A 19,573-nucleotide genomic window follows, 5' to 3' on the forward strand; every position below is an offset into this window, starting at 1 on the left:
GGAGCCGCGCTAATCGATCTGCAGATTCATCTTCTGCAGCACCGGGCGCCAGCGGTCGGCCTCCTGCCGCAGGAAGGTGGCGAAATCATCCGGGTTGGTGCCCATGGCGAATTGCCCCTCGGCCAGCAGCCGCTCCCGCAGGTCCTGGGCCTGCAACGCCGTGGTCGCGGCGGTGGAGAGCCGGTCGATCGCCGCGCGCGGCGTGCGCGCCGGCACCATCAGCCCGAAATAGGTCTGCGCCACCGTGCCCGGCACCACTTCGTCGAAGGTCGGGATCTCCGGCATGAAGGGCATCCGCTTCTCCCCGGTCCAGCCAAGGATGCGGCCCTGGCCATTGCGGTGCGGCTGGATCGCCGAGGCGCCACCAACCATCAGCACATCCAGTGTGCCGGCCAGGAAGGCCGCCAGCTGCTGCGCATCGCCGCGGTAGGTCACATCCTGCATGCGGATGCCGAGGGCGTCGGAGACCAGTACCGCGGCGATGTTGTTGAAGGAGGAGGGGCCGTTGGTGCCGTAGTTCAGCGCGCCCGGCCGCGACTTCGCGAGGGCGACGAATTCCGGGATGGTCGCCGGCAGCCGGTTCTGCACCAGCAGCGCGAAGGGCAGCACGCTGAGCAGCGAGACCGGCGCGAAATCCTCCATCTTGTAGGAGAGGTTGCGCATCAGCAGCGGGTTGATGGTGAGGGTGGTGCCGCTGTTGACCAGCACGGTGAAGCCATCCGGCGCCGCCCGTGCCACTGCCTCGGCGCCAACCACGGTGGCGCCGCCTGGGCGGTTCTCCACCACCACTGGCTGGCCTAGCGCCGGGCCCATGCGGTCCGCCAGCAGCCGGGCCATGACGTCGGTGGAGCCGCCGGGCGGGAAGGGCACCACCAGCGAAACCGGTCGCGACGACTGCGCCACCGCCTTCGGGATCAGACCCGGCCGGGCCAGCCCGGCGGTGAGTCCGGCCCCCAGCCCGATGCCCAGCAGCCCGCGGCGCCGCGTCTCGATCGGTCCCATCAGTGTCCTCCCGTTTGTTGCACCCAGGCTGCCACGTCGGCGCGGTGGCGGCGAGGGGGCATCGCCGGAACGCTTGACGCCGCCGGCCCACCCGCCTGCTATGCCGCGCAGCGCAGGAGGAAACACCATGTCCGAGCAGGTCCGCATCGAGGTTGCCGAGGGTGTCTGCACGGTGACGCTCAACCGGCCGGAGAAGAAGAACGCACTGACCCAGGCGATGTACGCCGGCCTGGCCGAGGCGATCGAGCGCACCGCGGCGGAGGATGCGATTCGCTGTCTGCTGATCACCGGCTGCGAGGACGTATTCTGCGCCGGCAACGACATCGCCGATTTCCGCAGCCGTCCCGCCGATGCCGGCCCACGCCCGAGCAGGCGGGTCTATTCCGGTCTGGCGGCGCTCGACAAGCCGATGGTCGCCGCGGTGCAGGGCCTCGCCATCGGCATCGGCTGCACCATGTTGCTGCACGCCGACCTGGTCTATGCGGCGCCGGAGGCGCGGTTCCGGCTACCCTTCGTCGACCTCGGCGTGGTGCCGGAGCTGGGCTCCTCGCTGTTGGTGCCCTGGATCGTCGGGCGGCACAAGGCGGCGGAGCTGATGTTCCTCGGCGAGTTCTTCGACGCCGCCACCGCCGAGCGCCTAGGCTTTGTCAACCGGGTGGTGCCGCGGACGGAGCTGCTACCGAACGCGACGGCCACGGCGCGGGCGCTGGCGCGGAAGCCGGCGGAGGCACTGCGGGCGACCAAGCGGCTGCTGCGGCCCGACCAGCCGGCGCTGCTGGCGCGGATGGAGGAGGAGCTGGCGATCTTCACCGAGCGCCTGGCTTCCGCCGAGACCCAGGCGATCATGGCCAATGTGCTGAAGCCGAAGCGTTGAACCCGGGGGCCGCCCGGCGGTTGGGGCGGCGCGTTGCCGAGGGGGGAGTAGCCCGATGCCCGAAGATCTCGTCTTCTACACTCATCCGATGTCGCGCGGCCGGATCGTCCGTTGGATGCTGGAGGAGGTCGGGCAGCCCTACCGGACCGAGGTGCTGGATTACGCCACGACGATGAAGGCGCCCGGGTATCTGGCGATCAACCCGATGGGCAAGGTGCCGACGCTGCGCCACGGCGAGGCGGTGGTGACGGAGGCGGCGGCGATCTGCGCCTACCTCGCCGATGCTTTCCCCGCCGCCGGGCTGGCGCCGCCGCCGGGGAAGCGTGCCGCCTATTACCGCTGGCTGTTCTTCGCCGCCGGCCCGCTGGAGCAGGCGGCGACCAACAAGGCGCTCGGGCTGGTGGTGCCGGAGGGACGCGAGGCCATGGCCGGCTTCGGCAGCCTCGACGCCGTGCTGCATGTGCTGGAGCAGGCGGTCTCGCACGACCGGTACGTGGCGGGGGAGAGGTTCAGCGCCGCCGATGTCTATCTCGGCGCGCAGATCGGCTGGGGCATGCAATTCGGCACCATCGAGAAGCGCCCGGCCTTCGAGCAATACTGGGGTCGCATCGGCACCCGCACCGCGGCGCTGCGGGCCAAGGCGATCGACGACGCCCTGCTGCCGCAACAGAAGCCGCCGTCACCGGTCACCTCCTAATCCATCGCCGCATGCGCCGGCCCCGCCGCGACCGCGCGCGGCGGCCGGCGCATCAGCGGCAGCAGCGGCAGCATTCCCAGTGCCAGCAGCATCAGCAGGTAGAAGTCATTGCCATAGGCGATGATGCTGGCCTGCCGCGTCACCTCCGCATTCAGCGCCGCGGCGCCACCGGCGGTCGTGAAATCCCAGAAGCGGTGGATCGCCGGCAACTCGAAGAGCCGGTTCAGCGGCGAGATATTGGCCGCGAGATCGGCATGCATCACCTGGGTATTCCGCGTTAGCAGCGCCGCCATGGCGGAGATGCCGATGGCGCTGCCGAGGTTGCGCAGCAGGCTGATCAGCGCCGTGCCATCGGTCCGCAGGGCGGGGTCCAGGGTGGCGAAGGCGACGAGGTTCAACGGGATGAAGACGAAGCCGAGCCCCATCCCTTGCAGCACCGTCGTGGTCACCAGGGTCGTCATCGAGACGTCCGGCGTCCAGTGCATCATGGTCCAGAGGGTCCAGGACAGCAGCAGGATGCCGCCGAGCATCACCAGCCGCGGGTCGAACCGCGCCGCCAGCCGCCCGGCCACGAACATCGCCGCCATGGTGCCGAGGCCGCGCGGCGCCATCGCCAGCCCGGCGGTGAACACCGGGTAGTCACCCAGGATCTGCAGATAGGGCGCCAGCAGCGCCGCGGTGGAAAACAGGATGGCGCCGACCGCGAACATGATGCCGAGCCCGGCTGCGAAATTCCGGTCTCGAAAGATGCGCGGCGGAATGAAGGGCCGCGGCGCCAGCGCCAGATGCACCAGGAACAGGTAGATGCCGAGCCCGGCCAGCACCGCCTCGAGGATGATCTCGGTGGAGCCGAACCAGGCCAGCAGCTCGCCCCGGTCGAGCATGATCTGCAAGGCGCCGATGCCGAGCGCCAGCACGCCGAAGCCCAGCCAATCGAAGCCACGCCCGGCATCGCCACGGTCCTTCGGCAGGAACACCATCAGCCCGAGGAAGGCGAGGATGCCGAAGGGCAGGTTCACGTAGAACACCCAGCGCCAATTCCAGCTCTCGGTCAGCCAGCCGCCCAGAGTCGGCCCGAGGATCGGCCCGACCATCACCCCCATGCCCCAGATCGCCATGGCGGAGCCGCGCTGCGCCGGCGGATAGATGTCGAGCATGGTGGATTGCGAAAGCGGCACCAGCGCCGCCCCGAAGGCGCCCTGCAGCAGCCGGAACACCACCATCTGCGGCAGCGACTGCGCCGCGCCGCAGAGCACGGAGGCGGCGGTGAAGCCGCCGACCGAGACCAGGAAGACCGCACGCCGGCCGAAGCGCGCCGCCAGGAACCCCACCGGCGCGGTCAGGATGGCGGCGGCGGTGATGTAGCTGGTCAGCACCCAGGTGATCTGGTCGGCAGTCGCCGCCAGCCCACCCTGCATGTAGGGCAGGGCCACATTGGCGATGGTGCCGTCCAGCGCCTGCATCAAGGTCGCCGCCATGGCGCAGACGGTGATGATGCCGCGGCTGGCGACCGGCTCCTCGTCCCTTGGACTCTCATCCATCAGAAGATGTCCGACAGGTGCCGCTCGTGGCCGGTGTCGATCGAGACCACCGCGCTCATCCCGGCGCGCAGCCGCGGCGCATCCGCCGGCTGCTCGACCCGGATGCGCACCGGGATGCGCTGCACCACCTTCACCCAATTGCCCGAGGCGTTCTGTGCCGGCAGCACGCTGAAGGTCGAACCCGAGGCCGGGCTGATGCTCTCCACGCTGCCCTGCCAGATGACACCAGGATAGGTATCGATGGTGATGGTGGCCGGATCACCCGGCTTCACATGCGTCAGGTCGGTTTCCTTCGGCAGCGCATCCACCCAGACATGGTCGGAGGAGACCAGCGCAAAGGCCGGCGTCGCCGCCGCCAGGTATTGCCCGGGCTGCACCGAGGAGACCTGCGTCACCACCCCGGCGAAGGGCGCCCGGAGGGTGGTGTGGTCGAGCTGCCGCTCCGCCTCGGCGACGCGGGCGGCAGCGTCGAGGTAGTCCGGGTGATGCTCCACCGGTGCGTTGGCGTCGCCGCCGAGCTTCGCAAGCTGCACCTGCGCCTGGGCGCGCAGCGACTCCAGCTGCTGCTGCGCCTGCAGCAGGCCGAAGCGCGCCTGATCATAGGCCGAGCGCAGCGCCGCGCTGGTGCCGACCAGCTGGTTTTGCCGGTCGAATTGCACCTGGGCGAGGTTCACCGCCGCCGCCTGCGCCGCGATGTCGCGCTGGATGCGCTGGTAGTCCGCCTGCATGGCGCCGAGGCTCAGCGCGGTCTGCTGGAGCTGTGCCCGCGCCTGGTCCAGCGCGTGACGGAACGGTGCGGGGTCGAGCACCACCAGAACCTGGCCTGGCTGCACCCTATCACCCTCGCGCACCGCGATCCGCTGGACGATGCCGGCGACATCGGTGGCCAGCAGCAGCTTGTCCGCCTAGACATAGGCATCGTCGGTGCCGGCGTAGCGGCCGCCATGCAGCCAGAGGACGCCGGCGCCGATCGCCACCGCCAGCACGCCGCCGAGCATCAGCGCCGGGCGCAGCCAGCGACGGCGACGGGGCGGCGGCTCGGCTTCGGTTGCCGCCGCAGGGGCCTGCGTGGCACGGATCGATCCTTCGGGCATGGTCTCCTTCGCTTTCTCAGGCGGCCTCGCCGGCATCGGCATCCGGGGCCAGCAGATTGGCTTTCAGCCGCAGCAACGCGGCACGGGTGGCGCTGCGTTCGGCCTCGCCCAGCCCCTGCATCGTCTCGGCGGCGAAGCCACGGCGGGCGGCGTCGATCTCGGCCAGCACGGGATCGGCGGCAGCGGTCAGGTGCAGCCGCCAGACCCGGCGATCGGCGGGGTCGGCACGGCGTTCTATCAGGCCACGGCAGGCGAGCCGGTCGACCAGCCGCCCGGCGGTGATGGGCTCCACCTCCAGGATCTCGGCCAGCTCGCGCTGGGTCATGCCATCCTGGCGGCGCAGCCGGACCAGGGTAATCCATTGGGCGCGGGTCATGCCGTGGGCGCGGGCGCGACGGTCGGCCCGGGTCCGCACCAGGCGGGCGACCTCGGTCAGCAGGATCAGGAGCTCGTCGGGCTGGTCAGGCATCGCGGCTTATTCTCATGCCGCTGAACATAAGCCGCGTTATGATCTTCTCAATTGTTGGCTGGCTTACAAATCGGCCATGCGGCGCCTTCAGCCCTTCAGCCCTTCAGCGCGGCTTCAGCGGCGGCGACCGCCTCGGCAGCAGGTTTCGCGATGCCTCGCGGCAATCCGTTGGGTGGGGCAGCAGCGCCGCCTCATTCAGGTCGTCCGCGCATGGACGCGGCGCCTCTCGGCATTCGGCAAGTGCTGAAGGTCCGCATATGCGCACCGCCGGAGGAGGCCACCGGCGCCAGGTCCGGGAAGAGCACGGAAACATGCGCGCCGAGGCGAAAGCGCGTGGTACGAGGATGGCTGAGGGTCTTCAGCCATCCGCTGATGCTCCGCGCCAGCCCGGCGGGCAACTCCGCACATTGGTTGCCCGGCCAGCAATGGGAGGCGACGAGCGCGGCGCCGAGGCCCTGCCGGGAGCCTGGTCCCGGCAGGGCGGTGGATCAACCGCGCCGCTCAGCCGCGGCGATCGACCGACGTGTAGTCCCGCTGCACCGCGCCGCTGTAGATCTGCCGCGGCCGGCCGATGCGCTGCGAGGGATCCTCGATCAGTTCCTTCCACTGGCTGACCCAGCCCGTGGTCCGCGCCACCGCGAAGAGCACGGTGAACATATGCGTCGGGATGCCCATCGCCTTCAGGATGATGCCCGAATAGAAGTCGACATTCGGATAGAGCTTGCGCGAGATGAAGTAGTCGTCGGTCAGCGCGATCCGCTCCATCTCCATCGCCATGTCGAGCAGCGGCTCGTCCTTGATGCCGAGCTCGCCCAGCACCTCGTGGCAGGTGTCCTTCATGATCTTCGCCCGGGGGTCGAAGTTCTTGTAGACCCGATGGCCGAAGCCCATGAGCTTGGTGTGGCTGTTCTTGTCCTTCACCTCGCGGATGAAGGCCGGGATGTTCTCCGGCTTGCCGATCTCGGTCAGCATCTTCAGCACCGCCTCGTTGGCGCCGCCATGCGCCGGCCCCCAGAGGGCGGCGATGCCAGCGGCGATGCAGGCGAAGGGGTTGGCGCCGGTGGAGCCGGCCAGCCGCACCGTCGAGGTGGAGGCATTCTGCTCGTGGTCGGCGTGCAGCACCAGGATGCGGTCCATGGCGCGCGACAGGATCGGGTTGGCCTTCCAGGGCTCCGCCGGCACGGCGTTGAGCATGTAGAGGAAATTCTCCGCATAGCTCAGGTCGTTGCGCGGATACATGAAGGGCTGGCCGATCGAATATTTATACGCCCAGGCGGCGATGGTCGGCACCTTGGCGATCAGCCGGTAGGCCGCGATCTCGCGCTGCCGCGCGTCATTGATGTCGAGGTTGTCGTGGTAGAAGGCGGCCAGGGCGCCGACCACGCCGCAGAGGATCGCCATCGGGTGGGCATCGCGGCGGAAGCCGTCGAAGAACCGCCGCAGCTGCTCATGCACCATGGTATGGTTGGTGATGCCCTTGCGGAAGGCCTCGAGCTGCGCCGCATTCGGCAGCTCGCCTTCCAGCAGCAGGTAGGCCACCTCGATGAAGTCCGACTTCTCCGCCAGCTGCTCGATCGGGTAGCCGCGATAGAGCAGCACGCCGGCGTCGCCGTCGATGTAGGTGATCTTGCTCTCGCAGCTTGCGGTCGCGCCGTAGCCGGGATCGAAGGTGAAGATCCCGAGGTCGCCATACAGCTTGCGGATATCCACCGTCTGCGGACCGATCGAGCCCGAGAGCAGCGGCAGGGTGGTGCTGCGGTTGGTGCCGTCCAGCGTGACGGTGACGGTCGGCTTGGCCGCCCCGGAAGCCGTGCTGCTCATGGTCTGATGTCCCTCGGGTGTTGCGGCGTCGCACAGGGCGTTGCCGGTTTGGTGCACTGCGATATAGCCGCAAGATATCGGTGGGTTTCGGGCCTTGGCAACGCATCGCGCGACGAACCAAGAACATTCCCCCGGCGGGAACGGGTCAGGGCCGGCCACGCCAGCGTTCGGGCGGGCTGGCTCCGGAGGCCCAGAGCCCGCGCCCGGCCTGCCGCGCGCTTTCCTCCACGGCGGCGAGTGCCGGCTGCGCACCGGGCTCCGCCAGCGCCCAGCCGGCCGCTACCAGCGAGGCGTTCAGCTCCACCCCACCGGCGCGGCAGGTGCCGAGGCCGCGGCCGAGCCGGTCGCGCCCCTGCACCCGGCATTCCACCGCCCGGTCAGCCACCAGCCGTGCCAGGCTTTCAGCGGCGAGCCCGGCGCAATCGGAAGGCTGGCTGGCGCCGTCGCGGCAGGTGGCACGGCCGCGGTCCGGCACCTCCAGCGCCGCCAGCCGCAGCACCCGGTCACCGAGGCGGAGCGTGTCGCCGTCCAGCACCCGCACCTCCTCGGGACCGGCAGTCCAGAACTGGTCGCGCGGGGCGGAGCCGAACAACTCCCGCGGCACCGCCACGGCGATCGCCGCGGCTCCGAGCACCGCTGCGGCGCCGACGGCAAGGGTCCCCCAGCGGCGGGGGGAAGGGGCGGGGCGGAAGATGCGGCGGGTGCGCATGGACCAACGCCTAACGCGCCGGCCGGGTCGGCCGCAACCCTGGATCGCATTCGCGTAATTCGTAATTCGTCGTGGCTTCAGACCTCGGGCCAGAAAACCGCGGCAAGCCGCAGATCCTCCCAGGCGGCAAGCGCGTGCTTGCGGGCGGGCAGGGCGCGCGCCGTGGCATAGCCCTCGACCGCGCCAACCGCCCAGGCCGGCACCTTGCTGCCCAGCGAGGCGACCAGCCCGCGCGCCACGCTGGCGTCATTCGCCAGCCCCAGCGCTTCTTGCAGCGCCGCCAGCCGCTTCTGGAACCGCCGTGCCGACTTGCCGGGCCAGAGCGGGGCGAAGAGCTCGGCGGCGTAGCGCAGCCGCTTGGCCTCCAGCCGCAGCTCATGCAACGCCTCGGCGCCGTGCTCCGCGATATCCTCGCCCTTGTCGGCCAGCTTGCGCCACCGGCGATCGAGCAGCTGCGCGGCGAAATCCTCGAGCGGGGTGTCCGGCGGCAGCCGCGGCTTGGCATCCACCGCCGCCACCTGCCCGAGGGCACAGCCGATGCCATGCCATGGGCGTTGCAACAGCAGCGCCAGCCCGTCCAGCACCAGCAGGCGGAAGCCCGGCCCTTCCAGCTCCTGGCGTAGCGCCGCATAGGCTGTCTGGCGGCGCGCCTCCGCCGCCTTCAGCAGCGTGGCGATCCGCCGCTCGCCAGACAATGCCGCTGCCACCGCCGCGCCCATGCCGCCAAGGAAAACATCCCAGTCGCGCGCCGGTCCCAGCCGCGCCGCCAGGCGCTTCAGCCCGACATCGAACCCGTCCACCTCCGGGCAGCGCACCGCCGGCCGCAGCACCTTCAGCACCGAGCGTAGCCGGCGCAGCGCCACCCGCAGCTGGTGCACCCCCTCCGGTCCCTTGCCAAGCTGGCAGGCAGGAGCGTGGTGCAGCATTACCTCCAGCAGATGGCCCAGGGCGCTGAGCAGTGCCGCTTCCACCGTCGTCGCCGTGCCAAGATCCGGGGCGCCACGGCGGCGCGGTCGCGGCGTGGTGCCCTGGGCCAGGGCGCGGCCCGCCTCAGCCAGGGACGTATTCGGCGGCAGCAGCGGCACATCGGCCGCGAGGCTGCGAGCCAACGCCAGCACCGCCGCCGGCGGCCCTTCCAGCAGCAGCCGCGCCAGCGGCCGTTCGTCCGCCACGGCGCGGAGCTTGCCGGCCAGCAGCTCCGCCCGCACCGGGCCTTCCGGCAGGCGCAGCACCAGCAGGCTGCGGCGGCCGCTGAAGGCAGCGACCGGCACCAGCGGCGCATCCGGCAGGTCTTCCACCGCGACTTCGGGCGGGATGCCGGGGCGCCAGGGAAGGCCAGGCTCGGGCATCGACCACAGCAGCCGGGCCGGGCCGCGCCGGCCGCGTTCCAGCGCCAGCCCGGCGGCGGCCAGGGAACCCTTGGCGGTGTCCTGCCAGATAAGCTCCTCGGCCAGGCCACGGCTGCGCCCGTCGCGGTGCGCGGCGATCACCGGGTGGCGCGGCAGCCGCGCCGCGGCGGCCGGGTCCAGCTCCAGCTCCAGCACCTGGCCGGCAGGCAGCAGCTCGGCAGGCGGGGCCTCGGCCGCAGGCGACAGTTCGGCGGTGGTGCCGGTGGGATCGAAGGTGTTCAGGCGGGTAGCTCCGCTGGCAGCAGGTCGCGCGGCGCCAGGAAGCGCACCAGCCGGCCGCCGCCAGGTTCGAGCTGGCGCCAACTGGAGGCGATGGTGAACTCAGCCAGGGCTCCGGTTGGGTAGCCCTCGGTCAGGCGCTGCAGGTCGCGGCTTGGCCGGCCGGCGGCGCCTGCATGGGTGCCGGCCTGGGCGCCAGCCCCGGCCAGCGCCAGGGCCAGCTCGTGCAGGCCGGGGTTGTGGGCGAGGACGAGCAGGCTGCGGGCAGTCTCCGGCACCGCCTGGATCGCCTCCAGCAGCCGCGCCCAGGGGGCAAGGTAGAGTGCGTCCATCGGCTCGATCAGCGCGCCATCCTCGAAGGGGGTCAGCGCCTCCAAGGTCTGCAGGGTGCGGCGGGCGGAGGAGACCAGGACAATGTCGGGTGAAAGCCGCAGCTCCTGCATCGCCTGGGCAATGGCCGCGGCGGCACGACGGCCGCGAGCGTTGAGCGGCCGGGCATGGTCGGGCAGGCCCGGGTCGTCCCAGGAGGATTTGGCGTGCCGGAGCAGCATCAGCTGGCGCATCCCCCGCATGGTGCCACGATCGGGCCAGAATGTCGTGCCCCTTGCAGTGGCGGCGCCGGAGGCATGTGGTGCGCCCCGCCGCCATGGCGGTAGCGGCGTGGGAGCCCTACATCAGGCCGGCATCGGCGCCGCCGGGCCGAGGCTGGCCGTCGCCGAACCCGCTCCGGGCGTGCATCGCCGATCCACTGACAAGGACCCCGCAGATGGCAGAGGCGACCGCAAGGCAATCCCCGACCCGCCGCCCGGCCGAGGCGCGCTGATGCGAAGGGGCCGGGAGCCCGGCACCTGGCCGACCGTGCAGCGGCGCGCACTGCTGGCAGCCCTGCTGCCGCTTGCGGCCGCGGCGCATCCGGGCGAGCTGCGCCTTCGCATCCTGCGCGAGGGCTCGCCGATCGGCCTGCACCGCGTCATCTTCAACGAGGCTGATGGCGTGCTCTCCGCCCGCACCGAAGTGGATATCCAGGTGAAGCTGATGGGCATCACCGTCTTCCGCTTCCAGCACCGCTTCACCGAGGTCTGGGCCGATGGCCGGCTGCGCGACGCCACCTCCCGCCGCGACCGCAACGGCACGGTGACCGAGATGGTGGCGCGGGCCGATGCCAATGGCATCCAGGTGCAGGGGCCGGAGGGCGCGCTGCGCCTGCCGGCCAATGCGGCGCCGCTGAGCTGGTGGGATGTGCGCCGCTTCGACGGCCGCCCGCTGTTTGCCAATGACACCGGCAAGCCGATGCGGCTGCGATTCTCCCATGCCGCGCTGGCCGATGGCGGGGCGCGCTGGAGCGTGACCGGCGAGGAGGAGAGCGAGGGGCGCTACGCCGCCGATGGCCGCTGGGTCGCCTGGAAGACCAAGGCCGAGGACGGTAGCACGGTGACTTATGAGCGGATCGGGTAACCGGCGGAGCGACCCCCGCTTGACCGCCGCTGCGCCGCGCGCAAGAGGCGGTGCGCCGGAGAGCCGGCCCATGCCCATCCCCCGCCATGCGATGGCCGAGGCGGAGCCGCTGCCGCATATTCGCGATATCAGCTTCCGCCCGCTAGCGATCGGCAGCGCTGGACGGCTGGATGATGTGCCGGGGTGGGCGCAGGTTCCGGCGATGGCGGAGCCGCTGCCCGGCCGGGGTCGATCGGCCGCGCCGAGCCAGGAGGGGAGAACCGATGGCCTATGAATTCGAATGGATGCGCCTCACCGCCGAGGAATTGCGTGCCCGCGCCGTCGAGGACGCGATGGTCATCATCCCCATCGCCTCGCTGGAGCAGCACGGCCCTCATCTGGCGACGGGCGTCGACATCATCCTCGGCACCGGCGTCGCCCATGCCACGGCGCAGCGCATCAGCGCCGCCGGCAGGCCGGTGGTGGTCACCCCCTGCGTCTGGACCGGCCTCGCCGAGCACCACATGGCCTTCGGCGGCACCGTCACGCTGGAGTATGAGAGCTTCGCCGGCGTGCTTCGTGGCATTGTGAAATCGGCGGCGCGGCACGGCTTCAAGCGGGTGATGCTGCTGAACGGCCATGGCGGCAATGCCGAGGCGGTCGCCGTCGCCGCCACCGAATTCTCCGTCGAGTTCGGCATCAAGGTGGCCGGCGGCACCTATTGGCATGTGGTGCCGGAGGTGATCGGTCCGCTGCTGGAGCGGCAGTCCGGGCTGATGCATGCCTGCGAGGCGGAGACCTCGATGATCATGCACCTCCGCCCCGAAAGCGTCCGCACCGAACGCCTGGCCGAGGCGCATGGCCCGATGTCGACCCGGGTCGAGGGTCAGCCGCCGGGTCTCGCCATGCGGCGGTCCTTCAAGGCGCTGTCGCCCTCGGGTGTGGTCGGCGATGCGCGCGCCGCGACCGCGGAGAAAGGCGAGAAGCTGCTGGCGGCGATCTCGGCGAAGATGGCCGAGGTGCTGCTGAACCCGAAGCTCTGGGCGTGACGCGCCGCCTGCGAGGACCTGCCGATGCCGGATGATCTGCCCGAGGACCCGCCGGTGCTGCGCGGCCATGCCGCCTGGGTGGCGCTCGCCACCCCGCCACCCGGCATCAGCGTTGCACGGGAGGAGGGAAGGCTGGATCCGGCGGAGTTCATCGCCGTGGTCCGCGCCTCCGGCCTCGGCCGGCCGGTGAATGATCCGGCGCGCATGGCGCGGATGCTGGCCGGTGCCAATCTGGTGGTGACGGCGCGTGACGCGACGGGGCGGCTGGTTGGGGTCGCCCGCAGCCTCAGCGATTTCGCCTATGCCTGCTACCTCTCGGACCTCTGCGTCGATCCGGGCTTCGAAGGGCGCGGCATCGGCCGGGCGTTGATCGCCGAGACCAAGCGGATCATCGGGCCGGAATGCATGCTGCTGCTGCTTTCCGCGCCGAAGCCGATGAGCTGGTATCCGACGCTCGGGATGGAGCGGGTGGCGAATGGCTTCATCATCCGCCGCGACGACCCACCGGTGTAGATCGAGCTACTCGATCCGTAGATTGGCGGCCCGGATCACCGTGCCCCATTTCTCCAGCTCCTGGCCGAGCAGGGCGGTGAATTGCGCGGGGTCCCGGGTCCAGACCGTGGCGCCGGCGCGGCGGATGCGCTCCGCCGTCTCGGCACCGGTGGCGATGCGGATGATCGCGGCCCCGAGCCGATCGCGGATTGCCGCCGGCAGCCGCCCCGGGCCGACGAAACCGAACCAGACATAGACCTCGTAGCCGGGGAAGCCGGCCTCCTGAAAGGTCGGCACATCCGGCATGGCCGGATCGCGCTCGCTGCCGGTGACGGCCAGCGCCCGTAGCCGCCCGCCTTCGACATGCGGCAGGGTGTTCGGCAGATTGTCGATGCTGAAGTCCAGCCGCCCGGCGATCAGATCGGCCAGCCCCGGCGCGCTGCCGCGATAGGGGACATGGGCGATGTCGGTGCCGGTGCGGTGCTTGAACAGCTCGGCCGCCAGATGCGGGCTGCTGCCGGCGCCGGAGCTGGCGTAGCTCAGCTTGCCGGGCGTCGCCCTGGCCTGCTCGACCAACTGGGCCAGGGTGCGGAAGGGGCTGGCGGCCGGGACCACCAGTGCATTCATCACCCGGGCGCAGACCGCGAGCGGGGTCAGATCCTGCCGCGGATCATAGCCGGTATTGGCGAAGAGGAAGGGATTCATCGCCAGGTTGGCGGTATTCGCCACCGCGATCAGCTGCCCGTCCGGCGCCGCCTGCGCCGTGGCGGCGATGGCGAGCGACCCGCTGGCGCCCGGCCGGTTCTCGACCAGCCCATGCTGGCCGAGCACATCGCCCAGCCGCTCGCCGATCAGCCGGGCCAAGGTGTCGTTGATGGCGCCCGGGGTATAGGGCACCAGGATGCGGATCGGCCGGTCCGGCGACCACCCCTGGGCCAGCGCGGGTGCCGCCAGCAGGGCAGGGGTGGCCAGCAGGCTGCGGCGAAGGATGGTCATGGAAGCCTCTCCCGATATCGTTGCCGGGGAGGCTACATCATCTTTTCCTAGGCGCGCAGCCGCTGCCGCAGCTCGAATTTCTGGATCTTGCCGGTGGAGGTCTTCGGCAGCGGCCCGAAGCTCACCCGCTTCGGGCATTTGAAATGGGCAAGGCGCTCGCGGCACCAGGCGATGACCTCGGCCTCGGTCGGCGGGGTGGCGCCGGGGGTGGGGGTGACGAAGGCGTGCGGCACCTCGCCCCATTTCGCGTCGGGCACCGCCACCACCGCGGCTTCCATGATGGCGGGATGGGCGTAGAGCACCTCCTCCACCTCCAGGGTCGAGATGTTCTCGCCGCCGCTGATGACGATGTCCTTGGCCCGGTCCTTCACCTCGATGTAGCCGTCCGGGTGCATCACCCCGAGGTCGCCGGTGTGGAACCAGCCGCCGGAGAAGGCGGCCTCATTGGCACGGGGGTTACGCAGGTAGCCCTTCATCACGGTGTTGCCGCGCAGCATCACCTCGCCGAGGGTCGCGCCATCCGCCGGCACCGGCGCCATGGTTGTGGCGTCCAGCACCGCGGCCTCCTCCAGCAGCGGGTGGTTCACGCCCTGGCGTGCCATGAAGGCGGATTTCTCCACCATCGGCATCTCGTCGAGGCCGGGCTGCCACAGGCAGATGGTCGCCGGGCCGTAGCATTCGGTCAGTCCGTAGAGATGCGTCACCGCGAAGCCGAGCGCTTCCATCCCGGCGATGACGGTGGAGGGCGGCGCGGCGCCGCCGGTGGCGATGGCGACGCTGTGGGCGAAGCTGCGCTTCTGCTCGGCCGGCGCATGGATCAGCATGGTGAGCACGACGGGCGCGGCGCACATATGCGTCACGCCATGCTCGGCGATGGCGGCGAAGATCGCCCCGGCCTCGACCCGGCGCAGGCAGACATGGGTAGCGCCCTGCAGGGTGACGGCCCAGGTGTAGGTCCAGCCGTTGCAGTGGAACATCGGCAGCGTCCAGAGGTAGACGCTGCGTGGCGTGAGATTGAAGGCCAGAGCATTGCCGCAGGCGTTGAGATAGGCGCCGCGGTGATGCGCGACGACACCCTTCGGGTCGCCGGTGGTTCCCGAGGTGTAGGAGAGGCTGATCGCCTCCCACTCATCCTCCGGCATGCGGTAGGGCGCGGCAGGATCGCCGCCGGCGAGGAATTCCTCGTAGCCGATGCCGCCCGTCGACTCCGTGCCCGGCGCCTCGCTGTCGGTGATGCCGATGACGAGCGGCGCATCCGGAACCTCCGCCAGCGCGGCACGCGCCGTGGCGGCCCATTCGCTGTCGACCAGGAAGGCCCGCGCCCCGGAGTGCCGCAGGATGAAGCCGATCGCTGCCGCATCCAGCCGGATGTTCACCGTGCAGATCACCGCCCCGGCCATCGGGATGCCGTAGTGCGCCTCCAGCATCTCCGGCGTGTTCGGTGCCAGGATCGCCACCACGTCGCCGGGCCGGATGCCCGCCCGGCTCAGCGCCGAGGCCAGACGCCGGGCGCGTCCGAACATCTCCGCATAGGTCAGGCGTCGCGCGCCATGGATGACGGCGACGCGCCGCGGGTAGATCCGCGCCGCCCGCGCCAGGAAGGAGATGGGCGAGAGCGGCACATGGTTGGCGGCCAGCCGCGGCAGGTCGGCGTCATCCACCGTAGGACCCCCATTGGTAGAAATCCTTGCCCAGGCGGCGCAGGAAATTCGCCAGCACCATGCGATGCACCTCGCTCGCGCCATCCACCAGCCGTGCCTGGCGGGCGTAGCGGTACATCCACTCCAGCGGGGTGTCCTTAGAATAGCCGCGGGCGCCGAGCAGCTGCAGCGAGGTGTCGACCGCCTTCTGAAGCGCATCGGCGGCGACGATCTTTGCCATCGAGATCTCCTTGCGCGCAAGGCTCCCCTGGTCCAGCAGCCAGGCGGCACGCATGGTCAGCAGCCGGCCGATGTCGAGCTCCATCGCCGCCTGGCCGATCATCTGCTGCACGCTCTCCTTCTCGGCCAGCGTCGTGCCGAAGCTGCGGCGCTGCTCGATATGCGCAGCGGCGATCTCGAGGGCGCGGCGGCCCATGCCAGTCCAGCGCATGCAATGGGTGAGGCGGGCCGGGCCGAGGCGGATCTGCGTCATCCGCAGCCCGTCGCCGACGCCCATCAGCACATTGTCGTCGGTAACCTCCAGCCCATCGAACTCCAGCTCGCAATGCCCGCCATGCTCCTCCGGCCCCATGATCGGAATGCGACGGGTGATCCGCCAGCCCGGCTGGTCGGCATGGAAGAGGAAGGCGGTGAGGCCGGTGCGGTTGTCACCCGAGGTGCGCGCCATCAGGATGAAGTGCTTCGCCTCGCCGGCGCCGGTGATGAAGTGCTTGCGGCCGCTGATGACCCAGCGATCGTTCCCCTTGCGCTCGGCCTTGGTGTAGGTCATCGAGGGATCGCTGCCGGCACCGTCCGGCTCGGTCATGGCGAAGCTCGACTGCACCTCGCCATCGATGATCGGCTGCAGCCAGCGCGCCTTCTGCGCCTCGGTGCCGACCATGTTCAGCACGCGCATGTTGCCGTCGTCCGGTGCTGCGGCATGGAAGACGACGGGGCCGAAGATGCTGCGGTTCATCTCCTCGTAGCAGGCGGCGAGGCCGGTCATCGGCAGCCCGCCGCCGCCGCGCTCCTTCGGCATCTGCAGAGCCCAGAGCCCTTCGGCCTTGGCCTCGGCCCGCAGCCGCGCCAGCAGCGGCTTGGCGATGTTCTGGTGCTCGTCATAGCTCGCCGGATCGGCTTCCAGCGGAATCAGCTTCGTCTCGACCAAGGCGCGGATGCGCTGGGCGATGTCGGTGATCTCGGGGGGAAGGCTGAAGTCCATCGGTACAATCCTACAGGGCGTTCACGGAATGCCCGCCATCCACCACCAGCGCCGCGCCGGTCATATGCGCGCCGGCGGCGGAGGCGAGCAGCAGCAGCGGGCCGGTGAGATCCTCGGGCTGGCCGAGCCGGCGCTGCGGCACCCGCCTGACCACCGCCTGCCCGGCCTCGGAGGCGAAGAACTCGGTGTTGATCGGCGTCTCGATATAGCCGGGGCAGAGCGCATTCACCCGGATGCCATGGCGTGCCCATTCCACCGCGAGTTGCTTCGTCAACTGCACCAGCCCGGCCTTGGAGGCGGTGTAGCCGGCAACCCCCATCAGGATGCGCAGGCCGCCGACCGAGGCGATGTTGATGATGCTGCCCGGCCGCTTCGCTGCGACCAGCCGCCGCGCCGCTTCCGTCGCCACCAGGAAGCAGCCGCGCAGGTTGACGTCCAGCACGCCGTCCCAGTCCTCGGCGGTCTGCTGCAACGCCGGCTTGGTCACCGCGATGCCGGCATTGTTGACGATGATATCACAGGGGCCGAAGGCGGCTTCGGCGGCGGTGAAGGCGCCGGCGACGCTGGCCGGGTCGGTCACGTCCAGCGGCACCGCGAGGGCGCCCTCGCCGAGTTCGGCGGCGAGGGCGGCAAGCGCCTCCGCCCGCCGTGCGGCGAGTACCACCCGGCCGCCGGCGGCATGCAGCACCCGGGCGAAATGCGCGCCCAGCGCGCCGGAGGCGCCGGTGACGAAGGCCGTTCGGCCGGACAGCGAGAATAATTCGGCAGATGTCATGCTGGCAGCGGGCATTGCGCCCTGTTTCCCCGGTCGTTGGTGGGGCCATTTGGCCACCGCCGCCGGGGTGCCGCAAGCTGCCCCTAGTTCGGCTTCAGGTTCATGCCCGCAACAACCGGCGCCATGCCGGCGATATCCGCTTCCAGCACCGCCATCGCCGCGGCCGGAGAACTGTCCGGCCAGGGCTCGCAGCCGACATTCGCCAGGCGCTGGGCGAAGCCCGGCTCGGCAATCGCCCGCTGCGCCGCGTCGCGCAGCACTGCCAGAGCCTCGGGCGGCGTGCCGGGGCGGGCGAAGAGCACCTGGAAGATCGCCATCTCGTAGCCGGCGACGCCGGCCTCCGCCAGGCTCGGCAGGCCGGGCACCAGGGCCGAGGCGGTGGCGGTGGAAACCGCTAGGCCGCGCACCTTGCCGTCGCGCATCAGCGGCAGCAGCATGGTCGGGCTGTCGATGGTCAGCTGCAGCCGGCCGGCGACCAGGTCCTGCACCGAAGCGGCGGCGGCGCGATAGGGCACGACAGTGAAGTTCACCCCGGCCCGCTGCTTCAGCTGCTCACCCGCCATGTGGTTGCTGCCGCCGGGGTTGGCCGCGCCGTAGTTCGCCGCTTCGCCCCGCGTCCTCAACCAGGCCAGCAACTGCGGCACGTCATGCACCGGGAGGTCGGGGTGCACCGCCAGCACGAAGGGCTGCCGTGCGACCAGCGCCAGCGGGATGAAATCCGTCAGCGGGTCGTGCGGGAATTGCGGGTAGATCGCCTTCATCACCGAGTGGTTGTTCGTGCCGATGAACAGCGTATGGCCATCCGCCGGCGCGCGCTGGAAGGCCGCGGCGCCCACGGTGCTGCCGGCGCCGGCGATGTTCTCGGCCACCACGGGCCGGCCGAGGATCGGCGACATCCCTTCCGCCAGCAGCCGGCCGACGATGTCGGTGACGCCGGCCACGCCGACTGGGATGATGAGCCGCACCGGGCGGTTGGGGAACCGCTCCTGTGCCATGGCCGCACCAGCGGCGAGGAAGGGGGTGGCGAGCAGCGAGCGGCGCAGCATGAGGCGGGATCCCGGACAATCGCAGAATGAGGCGGAAGCATGAAGCCGAAGCATGAAGCCGACAGAGAGCAACATAGAGCAAATTCCGCGCCGGAACGCGATTCCGTTGCGCGAGGATCTGCTCTATCTCACGGGTGATCATGAGTTGGAGCGCGCGATGCCGGCCATCACATTGCAGGAACCATTTCGCGGCGTCTTCTATGCGCCCTTCTATGCGGCACTGGCGCGCGGCGACTACGCAGCGGAAGGGGTGGAGGTGGTGCTGCGCACCGGCACCATCCCGGCCAATGCGAAGGATGCGGTGCTGGCCGGGGTCGCCGACCTCGCCTGGGGCGGGCCGATGCGCATCCTGCTGGCGCATGAGGCCGACCCTGCCAGCCCCTTGCGCAATTTCGGTGCGGTGGTGATGGGCGACCCCTTCTTCCTGGTGGGGCGGGCGCCGCGTCCGGACTTCGGGCTGGCCGATCTGGCGCCGCTGACGCTCGGCAGCGTCTCCGAAGTGCCGACGCCGTGGTGGACCCTGCAGCACGACATCCGCCTGGCCGGGCTCGATCCCACCACGATCCGGCGGGTGACGGATCGCGGCATGGCGGAGAATGCCGCCGCCGTCGCCGCCGGCACGCTGGACGTGGCGCAGCTCTTCGAGCCCTTCGTCACCCTGGCCGAGGATGCCGGCACCGGCCATGTCTGGCATGCCGCGGCGTCGCGCGGGCCGACCGGCTACACCACCTTCACCACCACCGCCGAACTGCTGCAGACGAAGCGCGAACCGTTCAAGGCGATGATCCGCGGCATTGCGCGGACCCTGGCCTGGGTGAAGGCGAATCCGCCCGAGGCGCTGGCGGAGTGCATCGCCGGCTATTTCCCCGACCTGCCGCAGCCGGTGCTGGCGCGCTGCATGGCACGATACAAGGCGCTCGGCATCTGGACCGCCGACCCCTTCTATCCGGAGGAGGCCTTCACCCGGCTGGAGGCTGCGATGTTCACCGCCGGCGCCATCACCCGCAAGCCGGGCTTCGCCGCGACGGCGGACAATGGCATCGTCGCCGAGGCGCTGGGGTGACGGGTGGCAGGGCGGGCGGTC

The 19,573-nt window shown here is 70.6% G+C and carries 21 protein-coding genes; 7 read left to right on the plus strand and 14 right to left on the minus strand.

All coding sequences use genetic code 11. The features are described 5' to 3' along the window. Positions 1–9 precede the first annotated feature (9 nt). Positions 10–1,002: a tripartite tricarboxylate transporter substrate binding protein gene (locus H7965_RS18735; RefSeq protein ID WP_186772111.1), complete on the minus strand. Its 993-nt coding sequence runs from the start codon at positions 1,000–1,002 to the stop codon at positions 10–12. 127 nt (positions 1,003–1,129) lie between these two features. Here H7965_RS18735 and H7965_RS18740 point away from each other — a divergent pair, with 127 nt between their 5' ends. After that, positions 1,130–1,876 (plus strand): enoyl-CoA hydratase-related protein, encoded by a 747-nt coding sequence (locus tag H7965_RS18740; protein WP_186772112.1) that lies wholly within the window; start codon positions 1,130–1,132, stop codon positions 1,874–1,876. Between the two features lie 55 nt (positions 1,877–1,931). Next, on the plus strand, positions 1,932–2,573 hold the full coding sequence (locus H7965_RS18745; RefSeq protein ID WP_186772113.1) for a glutathione S-transferase family protein: 642 nt from the start codon (positions 1,932–1,934) through the stop codon (positions 2,571–2,573). On the opposite strand, the gene H7965_RS18750 is transcribed toward H7965_RS18745, so the two are convergent. The 8 genes from H7965_RS18750 to H7965_RS18785 form a co-directional block, all read right to left on the minus strand. Next, positions 2,570–4,114 carry a DHA2 family efflux MFS transporter permease subunit gene (locus H7965_RS18750; RefSeq protein ID WP_186772114.1) on the minus strand — a complete coding sequence of 515 codons (1,545 nt, stop codon included), beginning with the start codon at positions 4,112–4,114 and terminating at the stop codon, positions 2,570–2,572. The two genes, H7965_RS18745 and H7965_RS18750, sit on opposite strands and share 4 nt — an antisense overlap. Next, complete coding sequence (locus H7965_RS18755; protein WP_315898703.1) at positions 4,114–5,010, minus strand: HlyD family secretion protein; 897 nt, start codon at positions 5,008–5,010, stop codon at positions 4,114–4,116. Before H7965_RS18755 ends, H7965_RS18750 begins: the two co-directional genes overlap by 1 nt. A 9-nt stretch (positions 5,011–5,019) precedes the next feature. Beyond that, entirely contained in the window at positions 5,020–5,208 is a 189-nt protein-coding gene (locus H7965_RS18760) for a hypothetical protein (protein WP_186772116.1), read from the minus strand. Between the two features lie 16 nt (positions 5,209–5,224). Continuing rightward, positions 5,225–5,677, minus strand: a complete 453-nt coding sequence (locus H7965_RS18765; protein ID WP_186772117.1) for a MarR family winged helix-turn-helix transcriptional regulator — start codon at positions 5,675–5,677, stop codon at positions 5,225–5,227. Positions 5,678–6,178: 501 nt separating this feature from the next. Then, positions 6,179–7,498: a citrate synthase gene (gltA, locus tag H7965_RS18770; protein ID WP_186772118.1), complete on the minus strand. Its 1,320-nt coding sequence runs from the start codon at positions 7,496–7,498 to the stop codon at positions 6,179–6,181. 145 nt (positions 7,499–7,643) lie between these two features. Continuing rightward, the gene (locus H7965_RS18775; protein ID WP_186772119.1) at positions 7,644–8,207 is read right to left on the minus strand and encodes a thermonuclease family protein; all 564 of its coding nucleotides are present in this window, start codon (positions 8,205–8,207) and stop codon (positions 7,644–7,646) included. Positions 8,208–8,284: 77 nt separating this feature from the next. After that, a complete protein-coding gene (locus tag H7965_RS18780; protein ID WP_186772120.1) occupies positions 8,285–9,751 on the minus strand; it encodes a CYTH and CHAD domain-containing protein in 1,467 nt (488 codons plus the stop codon). Between the two features lie 83 nt (positions 9,752–9,834). Next, positions 9,835–10,386 (minus strand): SixA phosphatase family protein, encoded by a 552-nt coding sequence (locus H7965_RS18785; RefSeq protein WP_315898702.1) that lies wholly within the window; start codon positions 10,384–10,386, stop codon positions 9,835–9,837. Positions 10,387–10,657: 271 nt separating this feature from the next. On the opposite strand from H7965_RS18785, the gene H7965_RS18790 reads away from it, so the two are divergent. From H7965_RS18790 to H7965_RS18805, 4 genes are all read left to right on the plus strand, one after another. Continuing rightward, positions 10,658–11,290 carry a DUF6134 family protein gene (locus tag H7965_RS18790; protein ID WP_186772122.1) on the plus strand — a complete coding sequence of 211 codons (633 nt, stop codon included), beginning with the start codon at positions 10,658–10,660 and terminating at the stop codon, positions 11,288–11,290. A 70-nt stretch (positions 11,291–11,360) separates the two neighbouring features. Further along, the gene (locus H7965_RS18795; RefSeq protein WP_186772123.1) at positions 11,361–11,564 is read left to right on the plus strand and encodes a hypothetical protein; all 204 of its coding nucleotides are present in this window, start codon (positions 11,361–11,363) and stop codon (positions 11,562–11,564) included. Further along, entirely contained in the window at positions 11,554–12,318 is a 765-nt protein-coding gene (locus H7965_RS18800; protein WP_186772124.1) for a creatininase family protein, read from the plus strand. The genes H7965_RS18795 and H7965_RS18800 overlap by 11 nt, the downstream gene beginning before the upstream one ends. A 24-nt stretch (positions 12,319–12,342) precedes the next feature. Beyond that, positions 12,343–12,831 carry a GNAT family N-acetyltransferase gene (locus H7965_RS18805; protein WP_186772125.1) on the plus strand — a complete coding sequence of 163 codons (489 nt, stop codon included), beginning with the start codon at positions 12,343–12,345 and terminating at the stop codon, positions 12,829–12,831. A gap of 6 nt (positions 12,832–12,837) precedes the next feature. Here the strand turns inward: H7965_RS18805 and H7965_RS18810 are convergent, their stop codons facing one another. From H7965_RS18810 to H7965_RS18830, 5 genes are all read right to left on the minus strand, one after another. After that, positions 12,838–13,806: a Bug family tripartite tricarboxylate transporter substrate binding protein gene (locus H7965_RS18810; protein WP_186772126.1), complete on the minus strand. Its 969-nt coding sequence runs from the start codon at positions 13,804–13,806 to the stop codon at positions 12,838–12,840. A gap of 47 nt (positions 13,807–13,853) precedes the next feature. Beyond that, positions 13,854–15,467 (minus strand): AMP-binding protein, encoded by a 1,614-nt coding sequence (locus tag H7965_RS18815; RefSeq protein WP_229682697.1) that lies wholly within the window; start codon positions 15,465–15,467, stop codon positions 13,854–13,856. Beyond that, on the minus strand, positions 15,460–16,668 hold the full coding sequence (locus H7965_RS18820; protein ID WP_186772128.1) for an acyl-CoA dehydrogenase family protein: 1,209 nt from the start codon (positions 16,666–16,668) through the stop codon (positions 15,460–15,462). Before H7965_RS18820 ends, H7965_RS18815 begins: the two co-directional genes overlap by 8 nt. A 10-nt stretch (positions 16,669–16,678) precedes the next feature. Continuing rightward, the gene (locus H7965_RS18825) at positions 16,679–17,458 is read right to left on the minus strand and encodes an SDR family oxidoreductase (RefSeq protein ID WP_229682696.1); all 780 of its coding nucleotides are present in this window, start codon (positions 17,456–17,458) and stop codon (positions 16,679–16,681) included. Positions 17,459–17,526: 68 nt separating this feature from the next. After that, complete coding sequence (locus tag H7965_RS18830) at positions 17,527–18,489, minus strand: Bug family tripartite tricarboxylate transporter substrate binding protein (RefSeq protein ID WP_186772129.1); 963 nt, start codon at positions 18,487–18,489, stop codon at positions 17,527–17,529. Between the two features lie 52 nt (positions 18,490–18,541). On the opposite strand from H7965_RS18830, the gene H7965_RS18835 reads away from it, so the two are divergent. Further along, entirely contained in the window at positions 18,542–19,552 is a 1,011-nt protein-coding gene (locus H7965_RS18835; protein WP_186772130.1) for an ABC transporter substrate-binding protein, read from the plus strand. The last annotated feature ends 21 nt before the right edge of the window (positions 19,553–19,573 follow it).

It is taken from the genome of Siccirubricoccus deserti, assembly GCF_014283215.1.
GTDB classification, from domain to species: domain Bacteria; phylum Pseudomonadota; class Alphaproteobacteria; order Acetobacterales; family Acetobacteraceae; genus Siccirubricoccus; species Siccirubricoccus deserti.